Source organism: Flavobacterium davisii, assembly GCF_042182265.1.
Classification (GTDB): Bacteria; Bacteroidota; Bacteroidia; order Flavobacteriales; family Flavobacteriaceae; genus Flavobacterium; species Flavobacterium davisii.
The window spans coordinates 941,432-964,182 of sequence record NZ_CP097869.1 but is presented as its reverse complement, the minus strand read 5'-3'; the positions used below and the strand labels follow the sequence as shown (position 1 = coordinate 964,182).

The 22,751-nt window shown below is 34.3% G+C and carries 24 protein-coding genes and 1 riboswitch; of the genes, 7 read left to right on the top strand and 17 right to left on the bottom strand.

Annotation, left to right across the window (positions count from 1 at the left end):
- Positions 1-30: 30 nt before the first annotated feature.
- From NAB20_RS03920 to aat, 3 genes are all read left to right on the top strand, one after another.
- A complete protein-coding gene (locus tag NAB20_RS03920; protein WP_088392384.1) occupies positions 31-903 on the top strand; it encodes a flavin reductase family protein in 873 nt (290 codons plus the stop codon).
- Between the two features lie 15 nt (positions 904-918).
- A complete protein-coding gene (locus tag NAB20_RS03915; RefSeq protein WP_088392386.1) occupies positions 919-1,308 on the top strand; it encodes a DUF3127 domain-containing protein in 390 nt (129 codons plus the stop codon).
- Positions 1,309-1,430: 122 nt separating this feature from the next.
- Positions 1,431-2,069, top strand: coding sequence for a leucyl/phenylalanyl-tRNA--protein transferase (gene aat / locus NAB20_RS03910; protein ID WP_375605544.1), 639 nt, complete (start codon positions 1,431-1,433; stop codon positions 2,067-2,069).
- A gap of 46 nt (positions 2,070-2,115) precedes the next feature.
- Here the strand turns inward: aat and NAB20_RS03905 are convergent, their stop codons facing one another.
- From NAB20_RS03905 to NAB20_RS03845, 13 genes are all read right to left on the bottom strand, one after another.
- On the bottom strand, positions 2,116-2,799 hold the full coding sequence (locus NAB20_RS03905) for a TIGR00266 family protein (RefSeq protein ID WP_375605543.1): 684 nt from the start codon (positions 2,797-2,799) through the stop codon (positions 2,116-2,118).
- A 5-nt stretch (positions 2,800-2,804) separates the two neighbouring features.
- The gene (locus NAB20_RS03900; protein WP_105195147.1) at positions 2,805-3,524 is read right to left on the bottom strand and encodes a TIGR00266 family protein; all 720 of its coding nucleotides are present in this window, start codon (positions 3,522-3,524) and stop codon (positions 2,805-2,807) included.
- An 8-nt stretch (positions 3,525-3,532) separates the two neighbouring features.
- The gene (locus NAB20_RS03895) at positions 3,533-4,195 is read right to left on the bottom strand and encodes a TIGR00266 family protein (RefSeq protein WP_105195146.1); all 663 of its coding nucleotides are present in this window, start codon (positions 4,193-4,195) and stop codon (positions 3,533-3,535) included.
- Positions 4,196-4,198: 3 nt separating this feature from the next.
- Positions 4,199-5,320, bottom strand: coding sequence for a M48 family metallopeptidase (locus tag NAB20_RS03890; RefSeq protein WP_105195145.1), 1,122 nt, complete (start codon positions 5,318-5,320; stop codon positions 4,199-4,201).
- Positions 5,321-5,380: 60 nt separating this feature from the next.
- Complete coding sequence (locus tag NAB20_RS03885) at positions 5,381-6,091, bottom strand: HesA/MoeB/ThiF family protein (protein WP_235878849.1); 711 nt, start codon at positions 6,089-6,091, stop codon at positions 5,381-5,383.
- A gap of 233 nt (positions 6,092-6,324) precedes the next feature.
- Complete coding sequence (thiH, locus tag NAB20_RS03880; RefSeq protein ID WP_127823417.1) at positions 6,325-7,440, bottom strand: 2-iminoacetate synthase ThiH; 1,116 nt, start codon at positions 7,438-7,440, stop codon at positions 6,325-6,327.
- A gap of 75 nt (positions 7,441-7,515) precedes the next feature.
- Positions 7,516-8,274, bottom strand: coding sequence for a thiazole synthase (locus tag NAB20_RS03875; protein ID WP_375605542.1), 759 nt, complete (start codon positions 8,272-8,274; stop codon positions 7,516-7,518).
- On the bottom strand, positions 8,267-8,899 hold the full coding sequence (thiE, locus tag NAB20_RS03870; RefSeq protein WP_375605541.1) for a thiamine phosphate synthase: 633 nt from the start codon (positions 8,897-8,899) through the stop codon (positions 8,267-8,269). The genes NAB20_RS03875 and thiE overlap by 8 nt, the downstream gene beginning before the upstream one ends.
- Entirely contained in the window at positions 8,889-9,551 is a 663-nt protein-coding gene (locus NAB20_RS03865; protein ID WP_375605540.1) for a PfkB family carbohydrate kinase, read from the bottom strand. Before NAB20_RS03865 ends, thiE begins: the two co-directional genes overlap by 11 nt.
- 56 nt (positions 9,552-9,607) lie before the next feature.
- Positions 9,608-10,180: a thiamine phosphate synthase gene (locus NAB20_RS03860; protein WP_375605539.1), complete on the bottom strand. Its 573-nt coding sequence runs from the start codon at positions 10,178-10,180 to the stop codon at positions 9,608-9,610.
- A gap of 248 nt (positions 10,181-10,428) precedes the next feature.
- Entirely contained in the window at positions 10,429-12,243 is a 1,815-nt protein-coding gene (gene thiC / locus NAB20_RS03855) for a phosphomethylpyrimidine synthase ThiC (protein WP_375605538.1), read from the bottom strand.
- A gap of 184 nt (positions 12,244-12,427) precedes the next feature.
- A complete protein-coding gene (gene thiS / locus NAB20_RS03850; RefSeq protein WP_375605537.1) occupies positions 12,428-12,700 on the bottom strand; it encodes a sulfur carrier protein ThiS in 273 nt (90 codons plus the stop codon).
- Positions 12,691-12,785, bottom strand: a riboswitch (TPP riboswitch). It overlaps the preceding gene by 10 nt.
- A 482-nt stretch (positions 12,786-13,267) precedes the next feature.
- Positions 13,268-13,825, bottom strand: a complete 558-nt coding sequence (locus NAB20_RS03845) for a DNA-3-methyladenine glycosylase I (protein ID WP_088391027.1) — start codon at positions 13,823-13,825, stop codon at positions 13,268-13,270.
- A gap of 147 nt (positions 13,826-13,972) precedes the next feature.
- Here NAB20_RS03845 and NAB20_RS03840 point away from each other — a divergent pair, with 147 nt between their 5' ends.
- Positions 13,973-14,599 (top strand): thioredoxin family protein, encoded by a 627-nt coding sequence (locus NAB20_RS03840; protein WP_088391029.1) that lies wholly within the window; start codon positions 13,973-13,975, stop codon positions 14,597-14,599.
- A 200-nt stretch (positions 14,600-14,799) separates the two neighbouring features.
- Here the strand turns inward: NAB20_RS03840 and truB are convergent, their stop codons facing one another.
- The 4 genes from truB to NAB20_RS03820 all read right to left on the bottom strand — a co-directional run bounded on the left by truB (position 14,800) and on the right by NAB20_RS03820 (position 17,582).
- The gene (gene truB / locus NAB20_RS03835; RefSeq protein ID WP_088391031.1) at positions 14,800-15,504 is read right to left on the bottom strand and encodes a tRNA pseudouridine(55) synthase TruB; all 705 of its coding nucleotides are present in this window, start codon (positions 15,502-15,504) and stop codon (positions 14,800-14,802) included.
- A gap of 7 nt (positions 15,505-15,511) precedes the next feature.
- Positions 15,512-16,321: an undecaprenyl-diphosphate phosphatase gene (locus NAB20_RS03830; protein WP_088391033.1), complete on the bottom strand. Its 810-nt coding sequence runs from the start codon at positions 16,319-16,321 to the stop codon at positions 15,512-15,514.
- A gap of 76 nt (positions 16,322-16,397) precedes the next feature.
- Entirely contained in the window at positions 16,398-16,628 is a 231-nt protein-coding gene (locus NAB20_RS03825; RefSeq protein WP_088391035.1) for a DUF3098 domain-containing protein, read from the bottom strand.
- Positions 16,629-16,706: 78 nt separating this feature from the next.
- Positions 16,707-17,582 carry a cell division protein FtsX gene (locus NAB20_RS03820; protein WP_375605536.1) on the bottom strand — a complete coding sequence of 292 codons (876 nt, stop codon included), beginning with the start codon at positions 17,580-17,582 and terminating at the stop codon, positions 16,707-16,709.
- A 120-nt stretch (positions 17,583-17,702) separates the two neighbouring features.
- On the opposite strand from NAB20_RS03820, the gene NAB20_RS03815 reads away from it, so the two are divergent.
- The 3 genes from NAB20_RS03815 to leuS are packed head-to-tail and all read left to right on the top strand — an operon-like array spanning position 17,703 to position 22,383.
- On the top strand, positions 17,703-18,704 hold the full coding sequence (locus NAB20_RS03815) for a phosphatase PAP2 family protein (RefSeq protein ID WP_105195134.1): 1,002 nt from the start codon (positions 17,703-17,705) through the stop codon (positions 18,702-18,704).
- Positions 18,705-18,711: 7 nt separating this feature from the next.
- Positions 18,712-19,461 (top strand): phosphatase PAP2 family protein, encoded by a 750-nt coding sequence (locus NAB20_RS03810; protein WP_375605535.1) that lies wholly within the window; start codon positions 18,712-18,714, stop codon positions 19,459-19,461.
- Between the two features lie 57 nt (positions 19,462-19,518).
- Complete coding sequence (gene leuS, locus NAB20_RS03805) at positions 19,519-22,383, top strand: leucine--tRNA ligase (RefSeq protein ID WP_375605534.1); 2,865 nt, start codon at positions 19,519-19,521, stop codon at positions 22,381-22,383.
- Positions 22,384-22,751 lie beyond the last annotated feature (368 nt).

Sequence of the window (22,751 nt, the reverse complement as noted above, 5' to 3'; positions counted from 1 at the left end):
TCTTATTTTTGTTTAAAAACCAATTTATAAATGAAAAGTTTCATTCCTGCTGAATTATCTACACCACAAGTTCAGTCCTATTTACAAGGTGCTATTGCACCAAGACCTATTGCCTTTGCTAGTACGATAGATGCAAAAGGAAGGCCTAATTTATCACCTTTCAGTTTTTTTAATGTTTTTAGTGCCAATCCGCCTATTTTAGTTTTTTCTCCAGCCAGAAGAGTCAGAGGAAATACGACCAAACATACTTTAGAAAACGCATTAGAAATGAAAGAGGTTGTAATAAATGTCGTGAATTACGATATTGTGCAACAAATGTCACTTGCTAGTACTGAATATGCAGAAGGCGTAAATGAATTTGAAAAAGCAGGTCTTACTGCCCTACCCTCTGACCTTGTCAAACCATTTCGGGTTGCAGAATCTCCTGTACAATTTGAGTGCAAAGTTAACGAGGTAATTGCATTAGGAAAAGAAGGAGGCGCAGGTAATCTTATCATTTGTGAAGTTGTTAAGATTCATATAGAGGAAGCTATTTTAGATGAAAATGGTATAATTGATCAACACAAAATTGATTTAGTAGCTCGTTTGGGTGGAAATTGGTATTCGCGTTCTAATAGAGGTCTTTTTGAAGTACCAAAACCTTTGATCACTTTAGGCATTGGAGTAGATGCCATTCCTAGTTATATAAAAGAGGATGCTTTCTTTACTGGAAATGATTTAGGTATGCTAGGAAATATAGAAGCATTGCCAAAAGAAGAAGAAATCATTATCTTTGCACAGCAAAATAGTTCATTACAAGAAGCTTTAATTACTAAAGACACTTTAAAAATCAAACAGTTAGCAAAAGAATATTTAAAAAATCAAGACATACTTTCTGCATGGAAAGTCTTGTTAGCAAAATAATTAATACACGTTATCATGGAAGTTACAGGAAGAATTAAAATGATTAACCCAACACAAGAGGTTAGTGCATCTTTTAAGAAGAGAGAGTTAGTAGTTACAACGGAGGAGCAATATCCACAACACATCATGATTGAGTTTACTCAAGCAAAAGTAGATGATTTAAATAACTTTCAAGTGGGAGAACAAGTAAAAGTATCCATTAACTTACGTGGTCGTGAGTGGATTAACCCACAAGGAGAAGCTAAATATTTTAATACCATTCAAGGCTGGAGAATTGAAAGAGTACAACCTATGCAAACAGCTCAACCAGCCATGTCTCAACAAATGCCTCCAATGCCTGCTGCACAAGCTTTTGAGCCAGCACCCAGTTTTAATGAAGAAGAACATGATGACTTACCTTTCTAATTTCAGAATGTAATTTTTAGAACTCAGATATAAGAATGTCATTCGGAACGAAGTGAAAAATCTTTATTGATATTCCTCGTTTTGAATGACTTTTTTTATTGACATAAATATTAAATTTGAATATGTATTTTATAACCAAAGAATTATATTTTCCTCCCGTTGAACAAACTTCAAAAGAAGGCGTATTAGCCGTGGGAGGCGATTTGTCACCAGAAAGATTATTATTGGCTTATAAAAATGGTATTTTTCCTTGGTTTGATGATAACGATCCTATTTTGTGGTGGTGCCCTCCCTTACGCATGGTTTTGTTTCCAGATGCGTTTAAGCCTTCTAAAAGTATGCGAAACATAATGAATAAAGGTATCTTTAAGGTGACTTTTAATCAATCTTTTCGAGAGGTAATGATCAATTGCCAACAAATTTATCGTCCAGGTCAGTATGGTACTTGGATTACAGATGAAATGATAGATTCCTATACGCATTTACACGAAATAGGAAAAGCAATGTCAGTAGAGGTTTGGTTGGATGAGCAGTTAGTGGGAGGATTGTATGGTGTTGATATGGATACTGTTTTTTGTGGAGAAAGCATGTTTTCACATGTAAGTAATGCGTCTAAAATAGCTTTTATTTCATTAGTTGCTCATTTGAAGAAAAATAAATATAAACTATTGGATTGCCAAATCTATAATGATCATTTGGCATCATTGGGGTGTCAGGAAATACCAAGAGAGGCTTTTATTGAAATCTTGAAAAGCAAGTGAAAAGAGGTTATCCAAAAGGGTTTAGGACAACCTCTTTTTAAAACTTTTAGTCTTTCTTTTTCTGTGGTCTGAAAGGGAATGTCCAGCTCAAGAACGGATTTATTTTTCTAGTTTGAATCCAGATTCTTCCTTTTCCCTCAAATCTACATACCAATCCTTCGCCCGAAAAGAAAAGTGATTTGTAACCACCTACTCTGGTTACATCATACGTTAGCCCTTCGGTAAAGGCTACAATATGACCTGTATCTATTACATAGCCATCTTCCACATCGATAGGAATGATTCCGCCATAGGAATTAAACCAAAGATCGCCATCGCCAGAACATTTGATTAAGAATAAATTTTCGCCTGAAAAGAAACCTTTTATCAAGCCTTGAAATTTTGATTCAACGGTAATATTTTCTGAGGAAGCTAAAAAAGCACTATTCTGAATATAGATCGTTTCGCTGTTTAGATAAATATGCTCTACGTCGCCTGGACAAGCAGGTGCTAATTGAATATCTCCTGATCCATTTTTTGCCGTAAATTCATTGATGAATAATGACTCTCCTGTCAAAAATCTTGAAAAACCACCTTTGAGTGTCGTTTTCATTTCAAGATTAGTATCCATAGTGGCCATTGCGCTTGCTTCCACCTTTAATTTTTCTCCAGCAGGTATATTGATGGTTACAAAACCAAAATCTGGTTTGCAATCCATTTTGAATTTGAATCCTTTATTTTGCGTTTCCATAAATATTATCTTGGTTTAAGTTTAGGCCCTAGTATTGCTCCAAATGTTGACGTATTATGAGATTGTACCCATACGGTTCCTTGACCTTTAAATTTACATACCAATCCTTCTCCTCCTAAAATTGAATTTATCCAGCTTTTACCCGCTTTTGTAAGTGTAAAATTTAGGTGTTCTTCAAAAGCTACAATATGCCCTGTATCTACTATATATTCACCATCAATTTGAATAGGGTAAATAGCGCCAAAAGAATTGACAACTACGGTTCCTTGTCCTTTTACTGCTAACCAAAAAAGTCCTTCTTTAGAAATCAAATTTTTGAATCCTTGAAAACTCATATCGATTGTAATGTCTGGTGAACTCGCTACATAAGATCCTCCTTGTACAATGATACCTTCGCCACGAAGTTCTTTGACCATCATATCTCCAGCTAGTGTTGTACTTAAAAAAACGGTGCCGCCTTCATTTCCTGCTTTGTAATGATTTAAGAAAAAGCTTTCGCCAGATAACATTCTTTTAAGACCTTTTAAAAAACCACCTGATTTTTTTTGTTGTGTTGAGGTAGTCATAGTGATACTTGGACTCATAGCAATCATGGATCCTCCTTCGGCAGTAAACTCTTCTCCTGGTTTTAGTTTGATTACCGCAGCGGTAGAACTTGGTCTCATTTGTAAATCAACATTTAAAGTAGTCGATTTTCCCAGTATTTCTGTATATTGTGTATCCATACGTTCAATTATAATTGTCTATTAATCCAAGAAACTAAACCAGATATATTTCTTGTTTGGATATATATTTTTCCTTTTCCTTCTACTCTCGTAACAAAGCCTTCACCGCCAAAGAAGCTACTAAAAATACCGCCTGATAATTGGGGTTTAAGTTTCATTCCTGGCTCATAGGCCACAAGATGTCCTGTATCTACGATATATTCGCCATCAATTTCTTTTTCAAGAATTCCGCCATAAGCACCAAAAATTACTCTTCCAGTTCCAGATACTACTAGTTTAAATAAACCTTCGCCTCCAATTAATGAACCTAAACCAGCCCATTTTACGCTTAGTTTAACTCCTTTTTCAGAAGCAATATAAGCACCTCTTTGTATGCAATAACTTTGGGTACCGTCTAATTCTTTAATTTCTATATCTCCTGGTGTCGTTTGAGTTAAATGTAGCGAAAGTGTTTTACTGGTATTATTCCTAAAATGATTAATGAAAAGACTTTCACCTCCTAAGAATTTTCTCATTAATGCTACCAAAAATCCCCCATTGAACTTAGCATCTAAATCTAGTTCTGCCGACATACTAGACATTGCATCTGATTCTGCAATAATAGTTTCTCCCGGTTCGAGTTCGACCATCACATAAGCAAAAGCAGGTTTTCCTTCTGTTTTAATTTTCATCGTTTATTTTATTTTTAAAAGTTTGGCTTTAAAATCATTAAAAGTGTTAGGTAATACGGGATATGGGGTTTTATCTTCTTTTTGTTTTTCTTTTAATTTTTTAATACGGGTTTTTGTATCAGGATGCGTTGATAGGAAAGATAAATCTATATCTTTAACCGCAGTCGAATCTAAAATTGTTTTTTCTTCTTTTTCTAAAGTTTTGAAGAATGATAGTAATCCAGCTGGATTAATTTTAGCATTTACTAGATATTGCCTTCCTGTTTCATCTGCTTCTATTTCAAAATCTCTACTGTTAGACAAGGAGGCTAATTCGCCGCCCATATTGATAAATGTACCTGCTATGGCACTTACATCGCCAACAGTAGCTGATAAAAGGGCAAAAATGCCTAAATTATTAATGATTCCTCGTAAATGATGACGTCTAGTAACGTGTGAAAGTTCGTGACTAAGTACGCCCATAACTTCTTCCCAAGATTTAGCATTCTCTATCAATCCTGTTTGAATAATTACTTTGCCACCAGGAAGGGCAAATGCGTTTATAGTGGGGTCTTTAACGAAATATAAATCTACTTCATAACCTTCTTTTTCTATTTGGTTAAATAAAGGTTTAGCAACTTTTATAAATTCATTTTTTAAGGTATCATTTTTTATAAAATGATATTGTAATGATAAGGTATTAAATAGTTTATCACCCGCTTTTTGTTCCCAAGAAATAGGGAGTTGACTGGCAATACCTTCTACCATTTTGTCTTTTAAAACATAAAGAGAACCGATGAAGAATCCAATTATAATTAAAGCTATTATTATTCCTCTAAATGGTCCATTTAAAGCGCTTTTTGATTTTTTGATTTCTTGTTTGAATTTATTATTTGATACTAAGATGCTGTCTTTTAAAATGGATTTATCAGCAGTGTAAATAGAAATAGAATTAATACTTGTATCTAAAAAAAAGATAAATCTATTTGCTGCACCTCCCACAGTAATGGAAAGTGAAGTAAAACCAATATGATACTTTATAACACCTGATTCAAAGAAAATCCCATTCGTTTTAATCTGTAAGTTTCCAGACACTCTTCCGCCTGTAACATCTGGATGTATTAATATTGCTTCGTATGTATTCAATTTTTTGTGTTTTTAGCAAAAATAAAAAAAGAATATATAGTATACATTTTTAAAAGATAATTAAAACGCAAACTTTTGAAACTCCCAGTTAAATGTTGAAAAAACAATCAATTCGTTGGTTAACACAGGTAAACCTATAATCATTTTCAACGTTTCTTGTGCCATCATTGTACCTATAATACCAGGTAACGAACTAATTACACCATTTAATGAACAATCAGGAACATCTTCAGGGTTGGGTGAATCTGGAAATAGATCACGTAGTTGTTTGCTTCCGTTATGATTGAATACTGCTAATTGCCCTTCAAACTTAAAAATACTTCCATAAACCAGCGGCTTTCCTAATTGTACACAAATATCGTTTACTAGGTACCGAGTAGTAAAATTATCGCAACCATCTACAATAATATCAAAGTTTTCAAATAGGGAAGGAGCATTTTCAAGGGTTAGTTTTTGGTTGAATACCTGAATCTCTATTAGTGGGTTTAGTTTTTCAAGCGCCATTTTTGCTTGGTTAACCTTTGGTAAATCAATATCTATCTCGGTATATAGGATTTGGCGATGCAAATTATGCAATGCCACCGTATCAAAATCAATTACACCCAGCGTACCTACACCAGCCGAAGTGAGGTATTGCAAAATGGGACATCCTAAGCCACCCGCACCAATCACGAGCACTTTAGCATTTTTGATTTTTAACTGACCTTCTTCCCCTATTTCAGGAACAAGAAGATGTTTAGAATAACGTAAATAATCTGGTATCGTAAGCATAAATAATATTTCGCTCCTTTTTTTTAAATTGGTTACAGGTTTATTTGTTTCAAGTTCAAAGTTTAAGGTTTGTTTCAAGTTTCAAGTTCAGCTTCACCCAACTTGCATCTTCCATCTTTTTCACTTCTAAATTCTATTTTTTTGTTACACAGAGGTTCACAAAGTAAAGCACAAAGTTTCACAGAGACCATTTCTAACTTCCAACTTCCATCTTCCAACTTCCAACTTCCAACTCAACTTCTAAAAGCCCTATCCCAGTCCTTCCAAACAGGTTGATAACCCTTTGCGCTAATCAACTGCGCAATTTCAGCCACGGGTCGTTCATCACTAATTTCAAATTGTTCCAAAGTTTGTGGATCGACAACATAACCTCCTGGATTGGTCTTAGACCCTGCACTCATTGTGGTAACACCAATAGGAATAATATGATTCCGAAAATGTTCATTTTCACGCGTAGAAATTGAGATTTCAAGATCTTCATTCCAAATACGGTAAGCACAAATGAGTTGGAGCAGGTCTTTATCCTCCATTATAAAATTAGGTTCGATAATACCTTCTGCTGGTCGGAGGCGAGGAAAAGAAACCGAATATTTACTTTTCCAATAGGTCTTTTGCAAATAATCAATATGTAAGGCATTGAAAAAGCTATCTACGCGCCAATCTTCAAGTCCTAATAAAACTCCTAATCCTATTTTATGAATACCTGCTTTCCCTATACGGTCAGGCGTTTCTAATCTAAAATCGAAGTTGGATTTTTTTCCTTTAGGATGGTATTGTTTATATACTTCTTTATGATAGGTCTCCTGATATACTAATACAGAATACACACCTGCTTGATGCAATTGTTCGTATTCTTCTTGTGAAAGCGGTTGCACTTCAACGGAAATATTCGCAAAATCGTTTTTAATGACTTCAATAGCATTTAGGAAATAACCAATGTGAACGGTATAATTAGCTTCACCCGTTACCAACAAAACGTGATCGTAGCCCATCGCTTTTAGTGCTTCTACTTCCTGCCGAATTTCACTATCTGAAAGTGTTTTTCTTTTGATTTTATTGTCAAGGCTAAATCCGCAGTAGGTACAAATATTTTGGCACTCGTTACTCAAATACATAGGCGCATACAGCTGAATGGTTTTCCCAAAGCGTTTTTGCGTGAGTTGATGAGCCAGTTGCGCCATAGATTCTAAATACTCTTGGGCTAGGGGAGATAGAAGGACTAGAAAATCCTCGATGCTTCGTTTAGGTTTACGCAAAACGTTTTGTATATCACGATGCGTTACCGAGGCAATTCGGCTGGCAACAGCTTCCCAAGAATAGTTTTCAAATACAGTTTTAAAGGTCATAATTTTTACTAATCCTTTTATCCAGACCTAACAGGTTTTAAAACCTGTTAGGTCTAAAGTTAGGTTTAAATAGTGAGTTTATAAAAACGATGTTAACGGACTAGAGGCTTCGGCTTGTGCTAGCGGATTGGCTAACTGGGCCTCAAAAGCTCTACGCCCTGCAATAACGGCTTCTTTAAATGCTTGTGCCATAGCCACTGGATTTCCAGCTACGGCAATTGCGGTATTAACTAACACAGCATCGGCACCTAGTTCCATTGCTTTAGCAGCATCAGACGGAGCACCTATACCTGCATCAATAATTACAGGTACTTTACTTTGTTCGATGATAATTTCTAAAAAATCGATAGTTCGTAGTCCTTTGTTACTTCCTATGGGAGAGCCTAAAGGCATCACGGCAGCGGTACCCACTTCTTCCAGTAATTTACATAAAACGGGGTCGGCGTGAATGTAAGGATAGACTTCAAATCCTAGTTTAGCAAGTTCTTCCGTAGCTTTTAAGGTTTCGATGGGGTCAGGAAGTAAATATTTTGGATCAGGATGAATTTCGAGTTTTACAAGATTCGTTTCCATCGCTTCGCGAGCTAATTGGGCTGCGAAAACAGCTTCTTTTGCATTTCTAGCTCCTGAAGTGTTGGGTAATAATTGAATATGGGAATGGTTGAGGTGCGAAAGAATCGCATCAGTTTCGGTTTCAAAATCGACTCTTTTTAAGGCTACCGTTACTAATTCTGAACCAGAGGCTAAAATTGCTTCTTCCATTATTTGACTAGAACCAAATTTTCCAGTGCCAACAAATAATCGGGAGCTAAAAGTGGTATTTCCTATGTTAAGCATACGTATAAAGTGTTTCGTTGAGTTGTTTTACAATTTGACTTGGTTGTGTAGCATTACAAATTAAACCAGAAACGGCTATGCCATACAATCCAATTTCCATTAGTCTAGGAAGGTCATTTTCTTCAATTCCTCCTATCGCAAAAAGAGGTTTCGATAGGTTGACTTTAGGAATTTTATCAATTATCGATTGGTATCCTTCAAATCCTAAAATGGGACTTAATTTTTCTTTGGTGCTAGTATATCTTAGAGGTCCTAAACCTATATAATCACATTTTTCGGAAATGCGTTGCTGTACATCTTCAAGAGTATTTGCAGTACCACCTATTACTTTAGCATTGCCTAATAAATTTCTAGCTTCTTCAATACTCCCGTCAGTAAGTCCTAAATGTAAACCGTGTGCATCTATGGCTTTAGCAATGGTTTGGTAATCATTAATAGTCAATAAAGCATTGTATTGATCTGTTTCTTTTTTTATTTTTTCTGCCAATCGAAATACTTCTATTTCGGGCACATTTTTATAGCGTAATTGCACCCATTCTATTCCAGCATCAAGCGCTTTTTGAATAGAATATAATTGGGCTTCATTTGAAGTTCCTTGCGAAATAAATTGAATTCTAGGTAACATAATAGGCTAATAAATTGGTGTTGGTGTTTAATGTTTGTTCTATAAATTGTTTGGCTTTTTTACAACTATCTAGAAGTGATTCCCCTAAAGCCAATTGTGCCGTGATGGCAGAGGATAAAATACAACCCGAACCGTGTTTGGGATATATTTTGTTAGTAGAAGGTCTCAAAATATGCGTTTCATCGTTTATAATCAAATAATCTGTTCCTAGTTGGGATATATTATGTCCGCCTTTCCATAAAACCGTACTATGTTGTGCCAATAGTTTAGCTTTTTCTTGTGGAGTAATAGCTTGGGGCACTAGGATATCTAATTCATTATGATTAGGAGTGATGAGGTCAACTTGTTTCAAAATAGTTGGTAAATAATCATCAATAAGTGAAGTAAATTCATAGTTTGCCGTAGCTTTCAAAACAGGATCCCAAACAATTTTAGCTTTTGGCCACAAAAGTTTTATGGTTTTTAGATAAGTATCCAATGTTTCTAAGCTTGGAATAATTCCAATTTTCACTGCTTGTACTTCATATTGTTCCGCAAGATGGTTAAGACTATCCATTACCCAAGAAGTATCTATCCACTCCATTTTGAGAAAGGTGTCTTCCGTTTGAATCGTATTGCCAGTCATCACAGCTAAGCCATATACCTGATGCATTTCAAATGTTTTAACATCAGCAAGAACACCCGCTCCAGCCGAAGGATCAAAGCCCGCTAGGCTGAGTACGAAAGGACGATGTTTTGACATTTTTTCCATTGTTCTATAGGATTAGGATGTAACCAAATGGCACCTAACAAAGCAACCGAGTTAAAATACGGAAGTACTTCGGAAATATTTTTTTCTGAAATTCCTCCCAAAGCTATTAGTTGGGTGTTAAAATTTGTACGTTGAGCAATTTGATGAAGAATCTCAGGATGGTGATAATTAGCTTTTGAAAGGCTAGGAAAGACCGGACTCAAAAAGGCATAATGATATGCTGAATCAAGTTCATTAAATTCTGTAATACTATGCGTTGAGGTGGATAAACTTTTTGTAGTTGGTACAAGAAAACTTCTGTTATGACTAGTTTGATGGATTCCTTTCAACCCGTATTCATTTACTAATTCAGGATAATATACCACACAAAATGGATGAAAAGCGGAGTTAATTTTATCTAGATATGCTTTTGTTTCTTGCAAAGTATAGTTAGGTTTTCTAATGTGAAAATGAGTAAGCCCTGCCTCAAATAGTTGATGCAGGGTTTGGATTTCATTTTCTATAGTATGTTCTGTTGATAGTAGCATCATTTTTTGGTTCACTAAGTTTTTGCGAGCTTAGCGGTTAGGTTCACTAAGTTTCACAAAGTTTTTGCACAGAGTCACACAAAGTTTTTGCGAGCTTAACGGTTAGGTTCACTAAGTCTCACAAAGTTTTTCACTACGTCTCACAAAGCTTTTTTTGCGCCTTTTGCGATTAGCTTCACAAAGTTTCTCAATTTTTTTGCGAGCTTTGCGTAAACCTTTGCGTACTTTGCGGTCAGGTTCACAAATAAAAATTAGACATAAATCTCTTTACCGTTTTCAATAAATTCTTCCGATTTAGCTTTAAGTCCTTCTTCGACAGCAGTATCTCTAATTTCTTGTGAAATTTTCATCGAGCAGAATTTAGGACCACACATCGAGCAGAAGTGAGCTACTTTTGCTGCATCCGCAGGAAGTGTTTCGTCGTGGAATTCACGTGCTGTATCAGGATCTAAAGAAAGGTTGAATTGATCTTCCCAACGGAATTCAAATCGGGCTTTGCTTAACGCATTATCACGGTATTGCGCTCCTGGGTGACCTTTTGCTAAATCGGCAGCGTGTGCAGCAATTTTATACGTGATTACGCCATCTTTTACGTCTTTTTTATTTGGTAAACCCAAATGTTCTTTTGGTGTAACATAACATAGCATTGCACAGCCAAACCAACCAATCATTGCCGCACCAATCCCCGATGTGATATGGTCGTAACCTGGTGCAATATCGGTAGTTAATGGTCCTAAAGTATAAAAAGGAGCCTCGGAACAACATTCTAATTGTTTTTCCATATTTTCCTTAATCAAATGCATAGGTACGTGACCAGGACCTTCAATAAATACTTGCACATCGTGTTTCCAAGCAATTTTTGTCAATTCACCCAAGGTTTCTAATTCGGCAAATTGTGCCGCATCATTGGCATCAGCAATCGATCCAGGACGTAAGCCGTCACCCAAAGAAAAGGCTACGTCATACTGTTTTAATATTTGGCAAATGTCTTCAAAATGTGTGTATAAGAAATTTTCTTTGTGATGAAATAAACACCATTTTGCCATAATGGAACCACCACGAGAAACAATACCAGTTACCCTATTTGCTGTTAAATGAATATAACGCAATAAAACCCCAGCGTGTATGGTAAAATAGGAAACTCCTTGTTCACATTGTTCTATTAAAGTATCACGGAAAATTTCCCAAGTCAAGTCTTCAGCCACCCCTTTTACTTTTTCTAAGGCTTGGTAAATAGGCACAGTCCCTATAGGCACAGGTGAATTTCTAATGATCCATTCGCGGGTTTCGTGTATGTTTTTACCAGTTGATAAATCCATAATGGTATCCGCTCCCCAGCGACAAGCCCAAACGGCTTTTTCAACCTCTTCTTCAATACTAGAAGTCACCGCACTATTACCAATATTAGCATTGATTTTTACTAGAAAATTACGCCCTATAATCATAGGTTCACTTTCTGGATGATTGATATTATTTGGAATTACCGCTCTCCCAGCAGCAACTTCACTACGAACAAATTCGGCTGTAATTTTACCTTTAGGAGTTCTTGCACCAAAACTTTCTCCAGCGTGCTGATGACACATTGCTTTTTGTGCCGTTTCTAATTGTTCTATACGTTGGTTTTCACGGATAGCAATGTATTCCATTTCAGGCGTGATGATACCTTGTTTTGCGTAGTATAGTTGGGTTACATTAGCCCCTTCTTTGGCACGCATAGGTTGGTGCAGATATTCAAAACGCAAATGATCTAATTTTTCATCGGCTAAACGTTGTTTTCCATAATCTGAACTTAATTCATCTAAAATTTCGACATCATTTCTATCTAAAATCCATTGCTCACGCAAACGAGGTAATCCTTTGCGGACATCAATTTCGATAGTAGGATCTGTATAAGCACCAGAAGTATCATAAACCGTTACGGGCGGATTTTGTTCTACTTGTCCGTTTGTCAGTTTAGTATCTGATAATGTTATTTCACGCATAGCGACCTGAATGTCGTGCATTTCTCCTTGAATGTACACCTTTTTCGAATTAGGAAAAGGTGCTCTTGTGATTGTATTTTCCATATATTTTTAGTTTAAAGTTTCAGTCCCGAAGCTTCGTGATAAAGTTTCAGGTTTCAAGTTTCAGGTTTGAGGCTGAGGTCTCATAAAGTAAGTTTACAGAAAGTTTAGTTGAAAACTTTATTAACGAGTAGATTTATTAGACTACAGTTTATAAACTAAAAAAACTTGAAACCTGAAACAAAAATTACCCCCCTTGCGTAGCTTTAATGATGATTATTTTTTGATTAGAGTGTACAGTAGTGTTTTCCCATTGCGATCTAGGGATAACTTGTTGGTCAATAGCGATCGCAATACCTTTTTGTTTATTAGGTAATTCGATATCGAGGAGTTGCTGCACGGTTAGCGCATCATTCTCAAATATTTTTTTTTCTTGATTAATTATAAGTTCCATTCCATATTGTTTTAAAACTTTAGGAATGGCTACACGTACAGCTAATAATACTATACAAGAAGTCATTTACTTTTCCCTACGCTAGTATGAACTAGATCAGGTTCAAAGGGTAAAATCTCAGCCTGCTATGCAGACACCCCTAAAGTGTGTAGCAAAGATAGAATAAAATTGTTTTAGGGATAAAAAAATTAAATTTTTATCAGGGCATTCGCTTTTAACCCAAATTACGCATTAGACCCGAGCGTAGCGAATAGACGAAGTAAATCTATTCCACTTTATTTTTCTTCCAATTCAAGCACGTACTCAAATTTTAATCATCAAAATAGTTCACTATTTCTTCTTCTAAAATTTTCCGTGAGCACTTGAATTTATTGAAAAATTTTGTTTCACAACGAAGTCTAATGCGGAATCTGGGTTTAAAACATTTAAAAAAATGGAAGAAATAACCACAGATACACAGATTCTATAATTCCGCTTTGCGGAAATAAATATTAAAAGATTATTTTTTATAGGTTATTTTAATCTGTGCATCTGTGGTTGTTTTTTAAATACGATCCGTAATTTTAGAATAAAATTTGTTTCTAAGAACTTTAAAAACGTAATTCTGTGCACTAAAATACTGATTACTAAAAACTATTCCCTCTTCCAACAATCTTCCACGTGGTCATTTACCATTCCTGTTGCCTGCATGTGTGCATACACAACGGTTGAACCCACAAACTTGAACCCACGTTTTTTTAGATCTTTACTTAATTTGTCAGATATTTCAGTCGTAGCAGGAACATCATTTAATGTTTTGGGGTTATTGTCTATAGGTTTACCATCAACGAAACCCCAGATGTATTTTGAAAAAGTTCCAAATTCTTCTCTGATTTTAATAAAAGCTTGCGCATTTGTTACTGTTGCTTTTATTTTAAGCTTATTTCTAACAATACCAGAATCTTCTGCTAACAATTCTAATTTTTTTGGACTATATTGTGCTATCTTTTCAAAATCAAAATTATTAAAGGCTTTTCTAAAATTTTCTCTTTTGCTAAGAATGGTATACCAACTTAAACCTGCTTGAAAAGTTTCTAATACTAAAAATTCAAAAATTGTTTCATCATCATAAATTGGGTTACCCCATTCATTATCATGGTAGTTACGATATAAATTATCTTTTTCACACCAGCTACAACGTTTTTTTTTCATATTATGTAATTTTTATTACAAAAAAAGTAATTTTTTATATATAAATTTACGTATTAATGATGTATATCTATTGTACTATAACTTAATATTTTTATTATAAAATAATAATTTCGTAAAACCTAAAAAACACACAAACTATTAACTATTATGAAAGCAGAAATTATCCAAGGCCTATTGAATAGTTATACCTATTCAGAGTATAGAAAATCAGTAGCTGACTTATTAGTTCAAGGGAAGTCTTCAGGTAATGATCAGTCGGAAGATCATTTATATTATAGTCAATTGAATCAAACTCGTATGAATCGTTTAGATAAAACTTTACAGATTCCAGAGGATGTTTTTAATAATATAAATAAAATAAAAAAAGAATATACTTGGTTAGTATTAGCAGAAGGATGGTGTGGTGATGTTGCTCAGATAGCGCCTATTTTGTCTAAAATAAGTTCCGTAACGGATAAAATTAATTTACGTTTTGTATTTAGAGATGCAAATGATCCTTTAATGAATTGTTTTTTAACTAATGATGCGCGTGCCATACCTAAACTCATTATTCTAGATAATGAAGATTATGAATTAAAAGCAACCTGGGGACCTCGACCTGAAGGAGCTACTAATCTTATAAAAAGTTATAAGGCACAATATGGAGTAGTAGATCAAACCGCAAAAAAAGAGTTACAACTTTGGTATCTACATGATAAAGGAAAAAGCACAATGGAGGAGCTGATATCCATCATGATGCGTATAGAAGAATCCGTAAATAAAATCTATAATTAAAATTTTAAAAAATAGCCATCCGAAAAAATAACGTAAATGTTTGTCACTTTCATTATAATAAAAGTGACAAACTGCGTTATGTCATCTTATTTTGATAAATCTTATTCTAATTTTTATAGGAGCGATTAATGTAACGAAATTATTTTTTAAAAGTAAATCCAACATTTTTTACTGGGATTTCTTTGCATTGATTAGTAAACCTAAAATTGGTTGTTAGGAATTAATTCTGAAAAAAAATCAGGTGTTAATGCTTTTTCTACTGAAAAAGAGCCACTTTTTGTACGTCGTAAAGCAGACAGATGTCCTCCAGATTGTAAGGCCTGACCTAAATCATAAGCTAAAGAACGAATGTAAGTACCTTTACTACAGCTAACTCTAAAATCAATTTCTGGTAATTCTATTCGAGTAATTTCAAATTCGTAAATGGTAGTCTTACGTGCTTCAATTTCTATTTCTTGACCAGCTCGAGCGTGTTCATATAAGCGTTTTCCATCCTTTTTTAAGGCAGAAAAAACAGGAGGTTTTTGATTTATTTCGCCTATAAATTGTTTAACTGTTTCTGTTATAAGTAGTGGTGTAATATGATCAATAGGAAAAGTAGCATTTATGGGAGTCTCTAAATCGTAAGAAGGTGTTGTGGCTCCTAATTGTATAGTTCCAGTATATTCTTTAATCTGTCCCATTAGTTCAGGAATCCTTTTAGTATATTTTCCTGTACAAACAATTAGTAATCCTGTAGCTAACGGATCTAACGTTCCTGCATGACCAATTTTGAATTTTTTAGGTAAATCCAAACGATTTTTCAATACGTACTTCAGTTTATTAACAGCCTGAAAGGAACTCCAAGTTAAAGGTTTGTCTATCAGTAAAATTTGTCCGTTTAGTATATCTTCTTTTGTGTACAAAATGTTATTATTTATTAAAAGAAAAATAGATTAATAATAATGTGCCTGCAATAATACGATACCATCCCCAAGGTTTAAAACCGTATTTTTTAATAATACCTATAAAAAGTTTAATAGCTAATACAGCTACTAAAAAGGCTACAATATTTCCTACTACGAACATTGTGATGGTCTCTTTTGACTGTAAAATTAATTCAAATCCTTTCATCTGACTATGTTCATACGTTTTTAAAAATACAGTGTAACAGGTTACAGCTAACATAGTAGGAACGGCTAAAAAGAAAGAAAATTCAGCGGCTACATGACGCGTAAGTCCTTGTTGCATACCTCCAATTATAGAAGCAGCGCTTCTGCTAGTACCGGGCATCATAGCCAAACACTGCCAAAAACCAATGGTTACGGCTTTTTTAATAGAAAGATCTTCTTCTGAGGTAATTTGAGGATTTTGAAAAAAACGATCAATAAATAATAAAATAATACCTCCTAGAATGAGTACAAAAGCAATTGGAACTGGTTTTTCTAAAACAGCCTCTATTTTGTCATCAAAAAGCTTACCCAATATCAGGGCGGGAATAACTGCCGCTGTTAATTTGATATAGAAATTCCATTTAGTAAAATCAAAAAATTTTTTCCAATACAAAAAGACGACTGCTAGAATAGCACCAAATTGTATTGAAACTTGAAAGAGTTTTACAAAATCATCTTCTTGAATCCCAAAAAAAGAGCTTGTAAAAATCATGTGAGCGGTAGAGGAAACAGGTAAGTACTCTGTCAAACCTTCTATTATAGCTATAATAATTGCTTTAAGTAAATCCATATTTACATTGAGGATTGGTAAAGTATGAAGGCTTAATTAGTTCGATTAGAGCCCCTTCATAAATTACTGCTTTGTTTTATTTGTCTTGTTTAAAAATGGAATAGATAACCACACCAAAGCCTGCTAAAATAACAGTTGGTGCTAATCTGATTCTTCTAAAACTGAAAATTTCAGGATTAAAGACTGCAGGGTCATCACTACCTCCGCCGGCCATTAGTATAAAACCTAAAACAATAACGGCAATACCTATAAGTAAAAATTTATAATTTACTTTATCAAAAAGAAATTCGTGTTTTTTATTTTCCATAAAAATAATAGCATTCAAATTTTAGATTTCAGGATGAACAGTTTACGTATAAATCCTACAATCTATCATCTAAAAAGATTAATATAAATCGTCTGTTCTTAAATTTAAAAAACATTGTGTGGCAAAATAAGTACTTAACCAAGTAATTAAAACACCAATTCCAAATACACTTAATAGTATGAAAATTATGGAAACCATATCATTAAATACACCTAAAGTTGGCCAAATATTATCTATGTAAAATAACACACCCAATAGTGCTATGATGGCCACACCAGCTCCTATCATGCCTAATTTTACACTTCTCATTATAAAAGGTTTTCTTATAAAAGCTTTAGTTGCTCCAACCATTTGCATTGTTTTGATAATAAATCGGTTAGCATAGATAGACAAGCGTAAAGAACTATTAATTAATAAAACAGCCACTACCGTTAAAAAACCACTTATTATAAGAATCCACATACTGGCTTTTTTAACATTTTCATTCACCATTTTCACTAATTGTTTATCATAAAAAATATCTGCTACTAAAGGATTTTCTCTTAGTTTACGTTCAATTTTTGCTACGCTATCATTTTCAACATAGTCGGCACGTAAATGAATATCAAAAGAATTTTTTAGAGGATTCATGCCTAAGAATTCCGTAAAATTTTCGCCTAATGTTTTTTCGTGTTCTTTAGCAGCTTGCTCTTTTGATATAAAAACATAATCTTTAGCAAACTTAGCTTCCTTAAGCATTTCGCCATATTTTGTTAAAGTGGTATCCTTAGCATCATCTTTGAAAAAAACAGTCATTGTAATTCCTTCTTTGAAATCATTAGACAATTTTTTGGCATTAACGATGAATAATGCTAACAATCCTAACATAAAAAGTACTAAACCTACACTTAATATCACTGAAAAATACGATGTAATTAATCGGCGTTTTTGAAACTTATCAAAAGATGAACTCATACAGTATATTTATTTGGGGTAAAAATAACAAAGATTTTCTTTATGTAAAGTTAATAATGCGCAAAGTTTCCACTTTCTTATAATAAATGTAAATTTGCACAAATCTTAAATAAAAAAGAGTTGAAAAAAATAGCTTTTTACTGTTGTTTGCTATTAAATTGGGGTTTATTTAGTCAAACAAATGATACCTTGATAGCAATCAAAACCGATAAACTTGAAACAAAAGACAAAACACAATCCTATCCAATTGATTTTAACACTAGTCGAATTTATAATAAGCCTCGAATTTTAGACGCTATTACCTTTTTACCAAAAGATTTTATCACGACGAGTAAAGACTTTGTAGCTAAAGATCATGCTTGGTATTTAGGTGGAGCGGTTGCAGGTACTGCTGTTTTAGTTCCTTTTGATCAATCTATTACCAATTCATCGCGTGAATTTTCTGATCGTATAGGATTAAGTTCTAACAATACATACGGTAAGTTTGGTCCCTTACAAAATATTCCTAAGAATTTAGGAGCAGGTCTTTATTTAATTGGGAATGGTACCACTGTTATTTTATTAACTGCTGGATTTACAACTTTTGGTTTACTGAGTAATGATTATAGAGCTTTGTCAACAGCTAGTGGATTGATTGAAAGTTTAGCCTTATCAGGTGTATATGTTCAATTTTTAAAACGCGTTACAGGACGAGAAAGCCCATTTATTGCGCGCGAAAATGGCAACCCTGGTGGTGATTGGAATCCTTTTCCTAGTTTTTCAGCTTATGCAAAATCTACACCACATTATGATGCTATGCCTTCAGGACATCTCACCACAATTATGTCGGCCTTAACTGTAATTACAACTAATTATCCAGACTATAAATGGATTAAACCTGTTGGATATACGCTAATAGCAGGTATGTGTTTTCAAATGGTTCAAAGTGAAGTACATTGGATTTCTGATTATCCTTTAGCGTTACTGATCGGATATTTTTCAGGTAAAAATATTGCTAAAAGAAGATTTAAAGATGTTAACAAAAATATAGGACTACAACTTAATAAACCTAAATATGAAATGAATATAATAGGTTCTAATACACCCCATTTTAAAACATTAGGATTATCCATTACTTTTTAGATAGATTATGAAAAAACAAAAATTGATTTATTTATTATTAGTTAGTTATATCTGTGCCTTTTCTGGTTTTGCACAAATAACAGATACAATACATGAAAAAAAACAAAAGGATATTTTTAGTGTAAAAAAAATGATTATTCCAGCTACATTAATAACATCAGGTATTATCTTACGTACACCTGCTTGGCGTAATCAATTATTAGATTTTAAAAACCAATTATTTGGAGCTTCTTTTAGTACGAAAGTAGACGATTATATACAGTATATTCCTATTATTCAAACCTTAGGAGGTAAAAGCATAGGTATTGAAAGTAAGCACGGATATAAACAAATGATTACCAATCAAATTATTTCGAATGCTATTAGTGCTGCTGTTGTACACGGACTAAAAAATTCTGTTAAAGATTTGCGTCCTGATGGTTCTGCCAATAATTCATTTCCTTCAGGGCATGCAGCAACTGCTTTCACTAATGCTATGATTCAATATTTAGAATATAAAGATTCTAACAAATGGTATGCTGCTTCTGGTTTTTTATTTGCAACGGCTACAGGAGTCTTAAGAGTTGCTAATACGCGTCATTGGCCAGGCGATGTTGCTGCGGGCGCAGGAATAGGAATGGCATCTGCCATTGTAGTACATTATTGGAGTCCTTTTAGATGGGATCAAGCAAAAAAAGATAAAAGAATGAGCTATATTGCTTATCCTATTTTAAATGAAAAAGCGTATGGTTTAGGTTTTATTGGAAAGCTTAATTAAAGCTTGTATTATTTTAAAAAAATCATTAGGTATCACTCCAAATAAATAAAAATAAAGATGAAATATTTTCACAACGAAATTGAAGCCAAATGGCAAAAGTACTGGGCAGACCATAAAACATTTGCTGCATCAAATAATTCAGACAAACCTAAATACTACGTACTCGATATGTTTCCATATCCATCAGGAGCTGGATTACATGTAGGACATCCGTTGGGCTATATTGCTTCAGATATTGTCGCACGTTATAAACGTCATCAGGGATACAATGTATTACACCCACAAGGATATGATTCTTTTGGTTTACCAGCAGAACAATATGCCATTCAAACAGGTCAACATCCTGAAAAAACAACACTTGAAAATATTACTCGTTATCGTGAACAATTAGATAAAATTGGTTTTTCATTTGATTGGGAGCGTGAAGTACGTACTTCTAATCCAGATTACTATAAACACACCCAATGGATTTTTATTCAATTATTCAATTCGTGGTATAATAAGAATACAGATAAGGCGGAAGCTATTTCAACTTTAGTTTCTGTTTTTGAAAAAGAAGGAAATAATAAGATAAATGCAGTTTGCGATGATAACATTACTGTGTTTACGGCTAATGAATGGAAATCTTATACATTAGAAGAACAACAAAAAATCTTATTACAATATAGATTAACCTATTTAGCCGAAACTGAGGTAAACTGGTGTCCTGCTTTAGGAACAGTATTAGCCAATGACGAAATTGTAAATGGTGTTTCAGAACGTGGTGGTCACCCAGTAATTCGTAAAAAAATGACCCAATGGTCGATGCGAATTTCGGCGTATGCAGAACGATTATTGCAAGGTTTAGATACCATCGATTGGACAGAATCGTTGAAAGAATCACAACGTAACTGGATTGGAAAATCAGTTGGTGCTTCTGTCTCGTTCAAAGTTCTTCCAACTTCCAACTTCCAACTCCCAGCTACAATTGAAGTATTCACTACTCGCCCTGATACGATTTTCGGGGTGACGTTTATGACATTGGCACCAGAGCACGAATTGGTAGCAAAAATTACCACTCCAGAGCAAAAAGCTGCCGTAGATGCGTATATCGAAGCAACAGCAAAACGTTCAGAAAGAGAACGTATGGCGGATGTGAAAACTATTTCTGGGGTATTTACGGGTGCCTATGCAGAACATCCATTTACTAAAGAACCAATTCCAATTTGGATTGGCGATTATGTATTGGCTGGATATGGAACGGGAGCGGTTATGGCGGTTCCTTGTGGGGATGAACGTGATTATGCGTTTGCAAATTTCTTCAAAGGAGCGAATGGAATGCCAGCTATTAAAAATATTTTCAATCAAGATATTTCTGAAGCAGCTTACGGCGAAAAAGGTGGTTTCGAATTGGTTGATTCTGATTTCTTAAACGGATTGGATTACAAAAACGGAACGAAAAAAGTAATCGAAGAATTAGAAAAAATAGGAGCAGGAAAAGCCAAAGTAAATTACCGTTTACGCGATGCGGTATTCTCACGTCAACGTTATTGGGGAGAACCATTTCCAGTATATTATGTGAATGGCATGCCTCAAATGATTGATTCAAAACATTTACCAATTGTATTGCCAGAAGTAGAAAAATACTTACCAACAGAGGACGGACAACCACCACTTGGTAATGCTAAAGAATGGTATTGGAACCCAACTTTAGGTAAAGTGGTTTCCCCTCCGAAGGAGGGGTCAGGGGAGGCTTATCCTTTAGAACTAAATACCATGCCAGGTTGGGCAGGTTCGTCTTGGTACTGGATGCGTTATATGGATGCTGCTAACGAAAATGAATTTGCAAGTCAAGAAGCTTTACAATATTGGGAAAATGTCGATTTATACATCGGTGGAAGCGAACACGCTACAGGTCACTTATTGTATGCTCGTTTTTGGAACAAATTCTTAAAAGATAGAGGTTTCGCTCCAACGGAAGAACCGTTCAAAAAATTGATTAATCAGGGAATGATTTTAGGGATGAGTGCCTTTGTATATAGAAGTGAGGATTCAAAAACATTCTATTCAAAAGGATTGATTAAAAACAAAAATATATATCCTATTCACGTTGATTTATCTTGCATCAATGATATTACCAATGAATTAGATATAGAAAAATTCAAAGCACATCCTTTATATTCGGATTATGTAAATGCAGAATTCATTTTAGAAGACGGTAAATACATTGTAGGACGCGAAGTCGAAAAAATGTCGAAATCGAAATACAACGTAGTCAATCCAGATGATATTTGTAACGAATACGGAGCAGATACACTACGTTTATATGAAATGTTCTTAGGGCCATTAGAGCAAGCAAAACCTTGGAATACAGCTGGTATTACAGGTGTTTACGGTTTCTTGAAAAAATTATGGAAATTATACCATACAGGTCCAGACGATAGTTTTTACGTTTCTGACGCCCCTCCTTCGGAGGGCTCGGGGGAGGCTTTTAAATCGTTACATAAAACCATTAAGAAAGTAACGGAAGATATTGAGAATTTCTCTTTCAATACTTCGGTGTCACAGTTTATGATTTGTGTGAACGAATTGTCACAGCAAAAATGCAATCACCGTGCGATTCTTGAGCCTTTAGCGGTGTTGGTTTCGCCTTATGCGCCACATATTGCAGAGGAATTATGGAGTGCATTAGGACACGAAGGGTCAATTGCTACCGTTGCTTTTCCTCAATTTGAAGAAAAGTATTTAATAGAAAGCGAAAAAGAATATCCAGTATCTTTCAATGGGAAAATGCGTTTCACGATTAAGTTACCTTTAGATTTAACAACCGCTCAAATAGAAGAAATCGTAATGGCAGATGAGCGTACACAAAATCAATTACAAGGTAAAACTCCTAATAAGGTAATTATCGTTCCTGGTAAAATTATTAATTTAGTGGGATAGCTTCTAAAAGCTATTTTAAAATAAAATGCTACTTAGGTTTATAATTAAATAAAAGTTTATATCAAAAAATAGAACCCCGAAAAGCTCAAAAAGAGTTAAAACGGGGTTTTTTATTAAATCCAAATTCCATCATGACTCGAACGAAGTGAATTGGAGGAAGCCAATCTATTCCTCTTTATTTTTCTTTCAATTCAAGCACGTACTCCCATTTTAAGTATCAACAGGTTTCCTCTTTCTTCTTCTAAAATTTCCTGTGAGTACTTGAATTTGTTGATTTTTTTGTTTCAAAACGAAGTCTAATACGGAATCTGAATTTAATTCAGATTATGTAATAGATTATATAGTGTGTAAAAAGGCTCACCTATTTT